Source organism: Candidatus Nitrotoga sp. 1052 (assembly GCF_927312905.1).
Lineage (GTDB): Bacteria > Pseudomonadota > Gammaproteobacteria > Burkholderiales > Gallionellaceae > Nitrotoga.
The window spans coordinates 1-12,014 of record NZ_CAKMHQ010000078.1; the positions used below are offsets into that span (position 1 = coordinate 1).

Sequence of the window (12,014 nt, forward strand, 5' to 3'; positions counted from 1 at the left end):
ACCAGCGGACATTTCTACTTGGGAGAAACCGGACATTACTACTTTGGGCTAACATCAAATAATCTATATATTGTTTAATATGAATTATACTCTTACCATTCTCCGTCCCTGTATTCATTTGACTATCCAGATGATGGAAAGTGGATACCCGATCATACATAATAAGAATTTATATTTTGCCAGTTATTTTTTTGCGAATACTAATTTATGGGTTAAAATTATAATGCTGGAAACACTTAACTTAGGAGATAAAATAATGAAATTAAAGCTAGGGTTACCGATGGTTATGTTATTTGCATCAATCGGCTACGCCCATAATGTATTGGCGAACGATCACGAAATAAAAAAATCGCTGGAACAACGAGTTTATTTTATCGAACCAAAAGATGGCGCAGTAGTCGGCAACGAAGTAAAAGTTTTGATGGGTGTGCAAGGCATGGAGATCAAGCCTGCTGGCAACGTAGTAGAGAATACTGGACACCATCATTTGCTGATAGACGCATCGCAGCAGCTGAATGTCGGAGAAGCCGTTCCGACCGGAAGTGACAAGCATCTCCATTTCGGTAAAGGTCAAACGGAAACCTTGATCAAATTAGCTCCAGGTACGCATACGTTGACATTACAATTTGCTAATGGCGCGCATGTTTCTTATGGCGAAAAAATGCGTAGCACGATTAGCGTAACTGCAAAATAACACTGGTCTGCTCGTTCAAACGGCGGGTTCGAACCCCGCCGTTCATATCGCTTTGAACCTTACCGCGCTTCCCAGCATAGGGCGCTGCAACTCCGCTTGCGAGCGATGCAATTTGATAAATGCAGCCGCGTGCACCTATCATCGTTCCCGCCGCTGAAATCCCGCTTTGCTCTTCAGCTGTACCCATAAGGGCGTTGTACTATTCATTATGGTCCACACTGCCGACTGCAGCTCGCCGCTGCCGGGTATACAGTCCCTACACCCAGCGCAGTTCCTGGCTTAGTCACATAATCTGCAGCATTTTATGGTTGGCATTAATGCTTGTGAACGTTGGTAAGACTCCAACTGTGATGTTGATGCTCGGCCTTGTAAGCTAGCCAACCTCGGCAATCCGACCATCAGGATAACAATGGTGATCAGTACCTCGATCAAGCTGAAGCCAATATTTTTTTGCGATGAATCATCCGCATACTCCGTTCACTTGCTTATAAGCGCGCGGCATCCCGCTTAGTTCAATCTTGATGCAGCGAGCATTTGCAGTCAGCGATGTTGAGACGGCATCAAGCAAAAAAATAGGGGGGGACGTTGGGGACGTTATTCTGCCATTTTGAGCGTAAGTAACGCAGTTTGACGAGAGTAAATTCAAATTCAGTTAAGCGCAAGCTTCCCATGGTTGTTTTTACCACTTGGCGGTGGGGTCTTTGGGGCCGTCAACTCCCCAGCATTAATGAGCCATCACTGGTTTGTTGGCTGCTGCATGGGGTTGCTGTTATGATAAAACTTGGTGGGGTTATGATTCGAACGATTGCAAAACTGTAATGTTTGTGACTTCGGCGGGTGCCGACACCCCTAATGTAGTAAAATTCACATATGTCCTGGCATCCAGCAAGTGCTGTTTCTCGCGATTTGCTAAGTCCATCATGAATGATGGTGCGGCAGCACGAATGCCTTTGACGACATAATTTTGGTAGCCAGGTATAAGCAACAGCGGCAATTATGGCCATAATTAACATGGCGACTAACAGCTCAACCAAGCTGAATCCTTTGTTTGGCTTTCATTTCGTCCTCATTTTATTTAACCATAGTAAAGTACTCATCACTTGGATTTTTACATCCAACCGACTAGCGGAGCGGATGTTTTTACAAGTGGTACGTCGAGGCGGATTCAACCCGGATTGCTCGTCGGAAATAAACCTTTCTCAATTATCTGAGTTACAGCAATAGGAGTCATAGCTTGCTCGTCTAGTCAACTGAACAAAACAGAATGAAAAATGGAATGGCTTTAAACGTATATTTCTGGCAGCTTGACAGGTTTTTTGATTCTGAATTGTCGTAACAATTTTGATTGTTAATATTATTAACACGATTTTTAATATAACAATTAAATTGTAATCAATTAGTTATTATTCTATAAGGCTAACCGTTGGGAAATTTTTCAAGTGCACGCCAACAGTTTTATTATGTCAGGCATGATGGTGACCGTAGTCAGGGGCTGGATACTTGAATTCCGATTTTTTAATTATTGGAGGTGGAGTGGCCGGGTTGTCGACTGCGCAGCGTTTGCTGCAGCAAGGGGCGTTAGTGACCGTGCTGGAGCGCGGTGAGGTCGGCCAGGAAGCTTCTTGGGCAGGCGGCGGCATTTTGTCGCCACTGTGTCCGTGGAATTATCCCGATGAGGTTACGCGCCTGACCACCCGTGGCGCAGAACTGTTTTTGGCATGGGCAAAAGAATTGCATGCGGTTACTGGCATAGATCCGGAATATGAGACAAGCGGAATGCTGGTTTTGCCACCATTTGATGCGCAGGCGGCAGAGCAATGGTGCGCGGCGCATGGTGCTTATTCAATGCATCAAGTCCGTGCAACAGACTATAACCTGCTCGCGCAAGGTGATGCTCTGTATTTGCCGGAAGTCGCTCAGGTACGCAATCCCAGGTTATTGCACGCCTTGCGTCAGCATGTGGAATTGCTTGGGGGGCGTATCACCGAGCACTGTGCAGTAAGCGATATTGTGGTCAAAAATGGGCGAGTACAAACACTCATCACGTCCAGCGGCAAGTTTACCGCACAGAGCTATATCGTTACCGCCGGAGCGTGGAGCAAGGAAGTATTGGGACGACATGCGCTACTATTAGACATTAAGCCGATGCGCGGGCAGATGCTGTTGTTCAAGTTCGATGTGTCGCCGCTCCGTCATATCGTGTTGCAAGACGATTTGTATTTGATCCCGCGTCGCGATGGATATCTACTGATTGGTAGCACGCTGGAGGACGTAGGTTTTGACCAGCGCACCACCAGTGAGGCACGCGACATGTTGTGGCAACGTGCCCAAAAATTGTTGCCATCCCTGCGCGGCATGTCGTTGGTGCAACACTGGGCAGGTCTACGTCCTGCTTCGCCGCACAATATCCCCACCATCGGGCGGCACCCGCAGCTGGACAACCTTTACCTTAATAGCGGACATTTTCGTTATGGCGTGACCATGGCCCCGGCCAGCGTCGAAATTCTGTTAAATGAGATCACAGGTGCGCAACAACCATTCGATGTCACACCTTATCGGGCAGGGTGGGGCGCTTAAATAGGATTCCATCTTTATTATAAAAATACATTTTTAAAAAATATGCTTTGGAAGAGGTTAGTGTTTAATTTCACAAGTCAATAATAGTATTGCGCAGCTGGGCACCCTTGACTTCTCGCTTGTGCCAAACGAACGGCAATGCATTTTTATTGTACGTAGTCGTGAAGTTTTTAATGGCTTGCGTAAGCTTGTCGATACTCTCGAAGCTTGCTCCCTGCTATGATGAGACAAAGGGATTTCTGTTATGAACGCATTCATGCTGCAGCACGAACTCGCCATTCGCTTGGCCTGTTTCTTAGGAGTGTTCTGCAGCATGTCACTGTGGGAGCTTGCCGCGCCGCGGCGTCGGCTTACTGTGTCCAAGCTCTTGCGCTGGGCAAACAATCTTGCGCTGGTGGTGCTCAACAGCATTTTGTTGCGCGCGCTGTTTCCGGCTGCGGCGGTGGGGGTGGCAGCATTTGCCACCCAGCAGGGCTGGGGGCTGTTCAATTATTTCGCCGTCCCGTTGTGGATGGCCATGCTAGTCTCGGTCGTGTTTCTTGATTTCGTTATTTATCTCCAGCACGTGATGTTCCACGCCGTGCCGCTGCTGTGGCGCCTGCATCGCGTGCATCATGCCGATCTTGATATTGACGTAACGACGGGTACACGTTTTCACCCCATCGAGATCGTGCTGTCCATGCTTATCAAGGTTGCGGTAATTCTGGTGCTGGGCCCGCCCGTGGTGGCGGTAGTGATCTTCGAGGTGTTGCTCAACGCCACTTCCATGTTCAATCACGGCAATGTGCATATATCTCCGGCGCTGGACAGGGTGCTGCGCTTGCTTTTGGTGACGCCTGACATGCATCGCGTACACCATTCTATTGAGGAGGATGAAACCAATAGCAACTTCGCTTTTAATCTGTCTGCGTGGGATCGGCTCTTCGGCACCTACCGTGATCAACCGCGCGCGGGGCACGTGGGCATGACTATTGGCATTAGTACTTTTCGTGAGGCCAATCGCTGCGTTTGGCTGTGGGGCATCCTAGTGCTGCCATTCATCGGCAAGGTGACGGATTACGCCATCAATCGTCGGCGTTGGAAGAGTAACGATGCGTCATAAGGCGCGCTTTGTTCTGGCTTTTGCGTAGGCCACGGTGGTGCAGTCGAGTTACCACAAGCATTGCGGACATTATGTGTCAAATCAGTGCCAATTGCCGTAATCTTTATGATGGATATTCCTTCTTTGTGTAGTGGTAATATCATTACCACTTTGGTACCTAGATGCCGTTAGGGAAGCGGGAATATATTCCATAATTCCTCAGCGGAAATACGATAATCCTTCAGATTCATTTCATATTGGAAGAGGCTCGCGTTTGAGTTGATTGGGCGCTTAGGTTACAATATGCACCCTGCTTATTCGGCATAAGTTTAAGTAGCAGGAAATTCGCACACTCGTTCATGTTGGGGTGCCTGCAAGGGTCGATCTGACGAGTGGAAGACTTTAACCCTTAACACATGGAGTATTTATGGCTGTAATTATGCGTCAAATGCTGGAAGCGGGCGTCCATTTTGGACATCAAACTCGTTATTGGAATCCAAAAATGGCCCCTTTTATTTTCGGCCATCGCAACAAAATTCATATTATCAATCTAGAAAAAACCGTTGTTATGTATAACGACGCGTTGAAGTATGTGCGCAAGGTTGCTGCCAATAAGGGCACGATATTGTTTGTTGCGACTAAGCGTCAAGCGCGTGAAATTATTAAAGAAGAGGCTCTTCGTTGTGGCAGCCCTTTTGTTGATCACCGCTGGCTGGGCGGCATGCTCACTAATTTCAAGACGGTACAGCAATCCGTCAAGCGTCTGCATGAGCTGGAAGCTATGATGCTGGATAGCGTAGCCATGGAAAAAATTTCCAAGAAGGAAGGTCTGATGATGCAGCGCGAGCTGGAAAAGCTGGACCGAAGCCTTGGTGGCATCAAGAATATGCAGAATCTGCCTACTGCGATTTTTGTGATCGATGTTGGATACCAAAAAGGCGCCATCGTAGAAGCACAGAAATTGAATATTCCGGTGATTGGCGTGGTGGACACCAACCATAGCCCGCTAGGTGTGGATTATGTCATCCCGGGTAACGACGATTCCAGTCAGGCGATACGCCTGTATGCGCGCGGAATGGCCGACGCAGTGCTGGAAGGACGCGAACAGGCGCTTAACGAGATTGTGGCCCAGGTCGAAGAGCAGGCGGTGTAAGCATTTTTCGCTTGGCCAAAAGGGGCGAGAGCCCCTTTTTTTTAGGTTATGTTTTCAAGGAGTGGGAAATGGCGGAAATTACCGCAGGCATGGTGAAGGATCTGCGTGAGGCAACTGGTCTCGGCATGATGGATTGCAAGAAGGCGCTAGTTGAAACTAATGGCGACTTCAAGGCAGCTGAAGAACTGCTGCGCATTAAGAGTGGTGCCAAGGCTAGTAAGGCGGCTTCGCGTGTGGCGGCTGAAGGTTTGGTGAGTGCTTTTATTAGTGCTGATGGCAAAGTCGGTGCGCTGGTGGAAGTGAACTGCGAAACTGATTTTATGGCAAAGAATGATGACTTCATGGCATTTGCGAGTAATGTGGCGCAAGCCATTGCACAAAATAATCCAAGTGACACTGTGGCTCTGTCTTCAGTTGAATTGGCGGGTGGTGGTAGTGTGGAAGATGCGCGCAAGTCACTAATCATGAAGTTGGGTGAGAATGTCAGTGTGCGTCGTTTCGTGCGTTATAGCACAACGGGTAAGGTGGTGGCTTATTTGCACGGCAGCAAAATCGGTGTGCTTTTAGATATCAGCGGTGGTGACGATGCATTGGGTAAAGATTTGGCGATGCACATCGCTGCAAGCAAGCCGATTTGTGTTTCCAAAGAGCAAGTATCTCAGGAGTTGCTTGATACTGAACGCAAGGTATACACCGCACAAGCTGCGGAAAGCGGAAAGCCGGCCAACATTGTTGAAAAAATGGTGGAGGGACGTATTGCCAAGTACTTGGCCGAAGTTACTCTGTTGGGCCAACCTTTCGTGAAGGATACTGATATTTTGGTAGAAAAGTTATTGTCCACGCATGGTGTGAAGGTCAATGCGTTCCAGATGTTCGTGGTGGGTGAGGGTATAGAAAAGGCGGTAGTGGATTACGCTGCCGAAGTTGCTGCTGCCGCGAAGGTATAAGCAGATGCCAGCTGCTCCAGCATACAAGCGCATCCTGCTCAAGCTTTCCGGGGAAGCCCTGATGGGCGATGATAGCTATGGCATTAATCGTGCTGTGATTGAGCGCATCGTTAGCGAAATTGGCGAGGTGGTTGGGCTGGGTGTACAGGTGGCGGTGGTTATCGGCGGCGGCAATATATTCCGCGGAGTTGCGCCTGCCGCTGCCGGGATGGATCGCGCCACCGCCGACTATATGGGAATGTTGGCTACCGTGATGAACGCCATGGCCTTGCAAGATGCTATGAAGCGCTTCGGTTTGGATTGCCGTGTGCAGTCGGCCCTCAACCTGGAACAAGTGGCTGAACCATTTATACGAGGCAAGGCATTGCGCTATCTGGAGGATGGCAAAGTGGTGATATTTGCTGCCGGCACTGGAAATCCTTTTTTTACCACCGATACCGCCGCTGCCTTGCGTGGCGTGGAAATGGATGCGGAAGTTGTCATTAAGGCGACCAAGGTGGACGGGGTGTATACCGCCGACCCGAAACTGGATCCCGCCGCTATTCGTTATCAGAAATTGAGTTTTGATGAAGCAATTAACAAAAACCTTAAGGTAATGGATGCCACTGCATTGACCCTGTGCCGTGATCAGAGCTTACCGATCATTGTATTCAGCATCTTCAAGCATGACGCGCTGAAGCGCGTAGTGATGGGGCAGGATGAAGGGACGCTAGTACACTGTAATTGAAGGAGGAGAAATGTAATGATTTCTGATATCAAAAAAAATGCTGAACAGAAGATGAATAAGACGCTGGAAACGCTCAAGGTGGATTTTGGCAAGATTCGTACTGGTAGGGCACACACTGGTATTCTGGATCATGTGACTGTGGATTATTACGGCAGTCCTACACTGATTAGCCAAGTTGCTAATGTGACTCTGATTGATTCGCGCACCATCGGGGTACAACCGTGGGAAAAAAATATGATTGCCGCGGTGGAAAAAGCGATACGCGACGCTGATCTGGGACTGAACCCCGCGACCAATGGGGATTTAATCCGCGTACCCATGCCGATGTTGACCGAAGAGCGTCGCCGTGACTTGATCAAGGTAGTGCGTAGTGAGTCGGAGAGCGCTAAGGTGGCTATACGCAACATACGTCGCGATGCCAATGAGCATCTTAAGAGGTTGCTCAAAGATAAAGAAATCGGAGAGGACGATGAACGCCGTGGGCAGGATGAGGTACAGAAACTTACTGACCATTTCGTAGTAGAAGTAGACAAGCTGCTACAAATAAAAGAAATAGACCTGATGGCGGTTTAACTGCACTGCATATGGAGTGGTACACCATAAGAAGGCGAGCGCATTGTTCGCTTGTGCGACCAAAATGGTCGCTGTCCTCGCGAGATTGCTTCAGAGGTTCTTGATGGCGTTATTTCAAAGTCCCACTCGCACAGTCCCGGCTATCCCTCAAGTGCCACGCCATATTGCCATCATCATGGACGGTAATGGTCGCTGGGCGAAACAGCGCTTTCTGCCACGTATTGCCGGGCATCAACGCGGTGTGGAAACGGTACGCGAGATCGTGAAAGTCTGCCGCGAACTGGGAGTCGAATATCTGACCCTGTTTGCCTTTAGTAGTGAGAACTGGCGTCGCCCGGCAGACGAAGTTTCCTTTCTGATGCAGTTATTCCTGAAAATGCTTGAACGTGAAGTATTCAAGTTGCACGAAAATAACATTCGGCTAAAAATAATCGGTGATCGTAGCCGTTTCGATGCCAATCTTAATCAATGCATTTTGGACGCGGAACAATTGACTACAGGCAATGTTAGCTTGACGCTTACTGTTGCCGCCGACTACGGCGGACGCTGGGATATTATGCAAGCCATGCAGACGATGCTGCAAGCGCGCCCTGATCTGGCTGGCGGTTTTAATGAAGAAGACCTGGAAGCGTATCTTTCCATGCATTATGCGCCTGAGCCGGATTTATTTATCCGTACTGGCGGCGAACAACGCATCAGCAATTTCCTGCTCTGGCAACTGGCTTATACCGAGTTATATTTTACCGATACGCTATGGCCAGCCTTTAATGGCGAAGCATTGAAATTGGCTATCCAGTCTTACTATGCACGGGAGCGCCGCTTCGGTCGAACGAGTGAACAAGTTCGGAGCGAGCGAATGCAGGATGGGAAAACTAATGCTTAAGCAGCGTGTGATCACAGCCGTCATACTGCTGGCATTGTTCCTGTCAGCACTCTTTTTATTGCCCACTTTAGGGTGGGCTGCTCTGGTAATTATCATTGTGATGCAAGGATCATTGGAATGGGCGCACTTATCCAAACTGTCCAGAAAGACTGTCAATATTTATTTGTGGCTGACTCTGGTTGTGATGCTGGGTATCGTTTGGCTGGATACGCAATATCCCGGGCAGCTTGAGTCATTGCATTTGCTGATATATGGTATGTCGGCATTGTTATGGTTAATTGTGGTGCCACTTTGGCTGAAGGCCCGTTGGCAAGTGCGCCAACCGCTGTTGATGATGCTAACTGGTTGGACACTATTGATTCCGACTGGCTTGGCGATGATGGACTTGCGTATACAAAATCCCTGGTGGCTATTGGGAGTGATGGGGCTAGTATGGGTGGCAGACACAGCTGCTTATTTCAGTGGACGCAAATTTGGCAAGAACAAGCTTGCGCCCAATATTAGTCCCGGTAAGACTTGGGAAGGAGTATTCGGCGCACTGCTCGGAGTTACCGTGTATGTGTTGCTGATTGTTTGGACAAACGACCTTTTCACTAACTACGAAGCGCTGTCCGGCATGCTAATAGCGTCCTGGGGGTGGGTGGGCCTGGCAGTGATCGGTGATTTGTTCGAGTCGGCTATTAAGCGCCAAGCTGGAGTCAAGGACAGCAGCTCATTGCTTCCCGGTCATGGTGGCCTACTGGATCGCATTGATGCCCTGACCTCCACTTTGCCATTGGCTGCAATGGTGATTCTGCTCCAAAGGCTGGCATGAGAAGTATAAGCCATCTCACCATACTTGGTTCCACTGGTAGCATTGGGATCAGCACATTGGATGTAGTGGCGCGCCACCCTGAGCGCTACCGCATTATGGCACTCACTGCGCAGTGCCAAGACAATACTCTGTTTGAGCAATGCATTCGTTTTGCGCCACGCTATGCTGTATTGTTGGATGAGGGGGCAGCCATGCGTCTGGCGCAGCGTATCGCCGTAGCTGGCTTGGATGTGGAGGTTTTATGTGGTGTCGCGGCGCTGGAGCGGGTTGCGTCATTGCCGGAGGTGGATACGGTAATGGCAGCCATTGTCGGTGCAGCAGGGTTGCGTCCTACGCTGGCTGCTGCACGCGCAGGCAAGAAAATTCTGCTGGCGAACAAGGAAGCTCTGGTAATGGCGGGGCGAGTGTTCATGGATGTGGTACAAAAACACGGTGCCACTTTGTTGCCCATTGACAGTGAGCATAACGCCATCTTCCAGGCTTTGCCCCATAATTATTCCCGTCATCGCACGGATAGTTTAGCTGCCAGCGGGATAAGTAAAATTTTGCTCACTGCATCTGGCGGTCCTTTTCTCAATACTACTTTATCTGCATTACAACATGTCACGCCGGAACAGGCGTGTGCGCACCCTAATTGGGTAATGGGGCGCAAGATTTCGGTAGATTCCGCTACCATGATAAACAAGGGGCTGGAAGTCATTGAGGCACACTGGTTGTTCAACGCGCCAGCCGATGCGATTCAGGTCGTGGTGCATCCGCAAAGCATTATTCATTCGCTGGTGCAGTATGTGGATGGCTCGGTACTGGCGCAGCTGGGCAACCCGGACATGCGCACCCCGATTGCTTATGCGTTGGCTTATCCGGAACGCATTGAAGCTGGTGTCGAACCGTTGGATCTGCTCAGGGTAGCTACACTCGATTTTGTCGCGCCGGATTTTATTCGTTTCCCAGGCTTGGCTCTGGCCTATCAGGCTTTGCGCGCCGGCGGCACAGCACCTGCCGTGCTAAATGCAGCCAATGAAGTAGCCGTAGCCGCATTCCTGAACAAACAGATTCCTTTCCTTGCCATTCCACGTCTGATAGAAGATGTGCTAACTGGCTTGCCGGTAACCACGGTTAACACGCTGGAGGATGTGTTAAGTGCGGATGCCGCTGCACGCGCAGTAGCAAATGATTTAATGAAAAGTACGATTTGCTTATCATGATTACACTGCTGGCTTTCATTGTTGCTATAGCAATACTCGTAGTGATCCATGAGATGGGTCACTACTGGGTAGCACGATTGTGCGGAGTGAAGGTGTTGCGTTTTTCAGTCGGTTTCGGCAAGACAATTTACACCAAACGCTTTGAAAATAGTGAGACAGATTGGGTGATATCCGCTATTCCTTTAGGCGGTTATGTCAAGATGCTGGATGAGCGTGAAGGTGAGGTGGCAACGCATGAGCTGCATCTGGCATTTAATCGTCAGCCCGTGCTGCAGCGTATGGCTATCGTGGTGGCGGGGCCGGCGGCCAATCTGTTGTTGGCTATTATCCTATTTTGGGCGTTATTCATCTATGGCGTGCCGAGCCTTAAACCTGTGCTGGGCGAAGTATTACCGAATACCGCTGCAGCAGCAGCATCCATGCATGCGCAGGAAACCATCGTCAGCATTAATGAGCAAGCCATTCCGAGCTGGGAGCAAGTAAGCTGGGTATTATTGGATCTCGCTCTGCAAGGTGCTACCGAAGCACGCATAGAAGCGCGCACTGCACAAGGAGATATAGTTCGGCATGTGCTCAATTTAAAAGCGCTCACCTCTGGTGATATGGATGAAGATTTTTTACAATCTCTCGGTTTGCAACCTTATCAGCCGCTGGTGCGTCCCGTCATCGGAAAGTTGGTGGAAGGCGGGGTTGCCCAACGTGCAGGGTTACTCCCGGACGATAAAATTCTGCGTGTGGATGGGCAGAGCATAGAAGATTGGAAAGACTTGGTGAAGGCAGTGCGCGGTCATCCGGGACAGATACTGCAGTTGGAGATTGAACGAAGCGGCATGGTACTGGCTCTTGATCTCACACCTGAAGCAACCAGCGAAGCGAACATAACGGTAGGCAAGATTGGAGCTGCACCGCACATAGACCGGCGTGAGTTCGACGCCTTGTTGACTAAAGTGCATTATGCGCCGCTTGCAGCATTCGGACATGCCGTACGAAAAACTTGGGAAATTGCCAAGGTGAGTTTGAAGTCGCTGGGAAAAATGGTGGTAGGCGAAATGTCGCTGAAAAATCTGAGCGGGCCAATTACCATTGCCGATTATGCTGGACAGTCCGCACAGATGGGTGCGGTCGCGTACCTAAATTTCCTGGCGCTGATCAGTATTAGCCTCGGCGTGTTGAATTTGTTGCCCATCCCTTTATTGGATGGGGGGCATTTGCTGTATTATATGGCCGAGTTAATAAAGGGTAGTCCGATGTCCGAGAAGGCTTGGGGGGCCGGGCAAAAAATTGGTATTGCGCTGCTCGTTACCTTGATGGCTCTTGCGTTGTTTAACGACTTTAGCCGCCTGTTTTAGGTTGAAACAAT

Annotated in this window: 13 protein-coding genes and 2 pseudogenes; 11 read left to right on the top strand and 4 right to left on the bottom strand. The window is 49.5% G+C overall.

Annotated elements, in window-relative coordinates:
• The first annotated feature begins 256 nt into the window (after nt 1–256).
• Nucleotides 257–694 (top strand): DUF4399 domain-containing protein, encoded by a 438-nt coding sequence (locus tag MJ768_RS13585; protein WP_239292480.1) that lies wholly within the window; start codon nt 257–259, stop codon nt 692–694.
• Between the two features lie 279 nt (nt 695–973).
• Here the strand turns inward: MJ768_RS13585 and MJ768_RS13590 are convergent, their stop codons facing one another.
• From MJ768_RS13590 to MJ768_RS15530, 3 genes and pseudogenes are all read right to left on the bottom strand, one after another.
• The gene (locus MJ768_RS13590; RefSeq protein ID WP_256449868.1) at nt 974–1,138 is read right to left on the bottom strand and encodes a type IV pilus modification PilV family protein; all 165 of its coding nucleotides are present in this window, start codon (nt 1,136–1,138) and stop codon (nt 974–976) included.
• Between the two features lie 346 nt (nt 1,139–1,484).
• Complete coding sequence (locus tag MJ768_RS15525; RefSeq protein ID WP_445083004.1) at nt 1,485–1,688, bottom strand: type IV pilin protein; 204 nt, start codon at nt 1,686–1,688, stop codon at nt 1,485–1,487.
• Nucleotides 1,678–1,737, bottom strand: a pseudogene (locus MJ768_RS15530) (prepilin-type N-terminal cleavage/methylation domain-containing protein); the annotation flags it as partial. The gene MJ768_RS15525 and the pseudogene MJ768_RS15530, both read right to left, overlap by 11 nt.
• A 457-nt stretch (nt 1,738–2,194) precedes the next feature.
• Between MJ768_RS15530 and thiO the strand changes: the two are divergent.
• The gene (gene thiO / locus MJ768_RS13595; RefSeq protein WP_239292483.1) at nt 2,195–3,271 is read left to right on the top strand and encodes a glycine oxidase ThiO; all 1,077 of its coding nucleotides are present in this window, start codon (nt 2,195–2,197) and stop codon (nt 3,269–3,271) included.
• Nucleotides 3,272–3,341: 70 nt separating this feature from the next.
• On the opposite strand, the pseudogene MJ768_RS13600 reads toward thiO, so the two are convergent.
• A pseudogene (locus MJ768_RS13600) lies at nt 3,342–3,482 on the bottom strand (IS630 family transposase); the annotation flags it as partial.
• A gap of 33 nt (nt 3,483–3,515) precedes the next feature.
• Between MJ768_RS13600 and MJ768_RS13605 the strand changes: the two are divergent.
• From MJ768_RS13605 to rseP, 9 genes are all read left to right on the top strand, one after another.
• Nucleotides 3,516–4,373 carry a sterol desaturase family protein gene (locus MJ768_RS13605; protein WP_239292485.1) on the top strand — a complete coding sequence of 286 codons (858 nt, stop codon included), beginning with the start codon at nt 3,516–3,518 and terminating at the stop codon, nt 4,371–4,373.
• Between the two features lie 406 nt (nt 4,374–4,779).
• The gene (gene rpsB / locus MJ768_RS13610) at nt 4,780–5,505 is read left to right on the top strand and encodes a 30S ribosomal protein S2 (protein WP_239292487.1); all 726 of its coding nucleotides are present in this window, start codon (nt 4,780–4,782) and stop codon (nt 5,503–5,505) included.
• Nucleotides 5,506–5,573: 68 nt separating this feature from the next.
• On the top strand, nt 5,574–6,452 hold the full coding sequence (gene tsf / locus MJ768_RS13615) for a translation elongation factor Ts (protein ID WP_239292489.1): 879 nt from the start codon (nt 5,574–5,576) through the stop codon (nt 6,450–6,452).
• Between the two features lie 4 nt (nt 6,453–6,456).
• Nucleotides 6,457–7,179, top strand: coding sequence for a UMP kinase (gene pyrH, locus MJ768_RS13620; protein WP_239292491.1), 723 nt, complete (start codon nt 6,457–6,459; stop codon nt 7,177–7,179).
• A 15-nt stretch (nt 7,180–7,194) separates the two neighbouring features.
• Nucleotides 7,195–7,752 (top strand): ribosome recycling factor, encoded by a 558-nt coding sequence (gene frr, locus MJ768_RS13625; RefSeq protein WP_239292493.1) that lies wholly within the window; start codon nt 7,195–7,197, stop codon nt 7,750–7,752.
• Nucleotides 7,753–7,855: 103 nt separating this feature from the next.
• Entirely contained in the window at nt 7,856–8,635 is a 780-nt protein-coding gene (uppS, locus tag MJ768_RS13630; protein WP_239292495.1) for a polyprenyl diphosphate synthase, read from the top strand.
• Nucleotides 8,628–9,449, top strand: a complete 822-nt coding sequence (locus MJ768_RS13635) for a phosphatidate cytidylyltransferase (RefSeq protein ID WP_239292497.1) — start codon at nt 8,628–8,630, stop codon at nt 9,447–9,449. The genes uppS and MJ768_RS13635 overlap by 8 nt, the downstream gene beginning before the upstream one ends.
• Nucleotides 9,446–10,654 carry a 1-deoxy-D-xylulose-5-phosphate reductoisomerase gene (gene ispC / locus MJ768_RS13640; RefSeq protein WP_239292499.1) on the top strand — a complete coding sequence of 403 codons (1,209 nt, stop codon included), beginning with the start codon at nt 9,446–9,448 and terminating at the stop codon, nt 10,652–10,654. Before MJ768_RS13635 ends, ispC begins: the two co-directional genes overlap by 4 nt.
• Nucleotides 10,651–12,003, top strand: coding sequence for an RIP metalloprotease RseP (rseP, locus tag MJ768_RS13645; protein ID WP_239292500.1), 1,353 nt, complete (start codon nt 10,651–10,653; stop codon nt 12,001–12,003). The genes ispC and rseP overlap by 4 nt, the downstream gene beginning before the upstream one ends.
• Nucleotides 12,004–12,014: the final 11 nt, after the last annotated feature.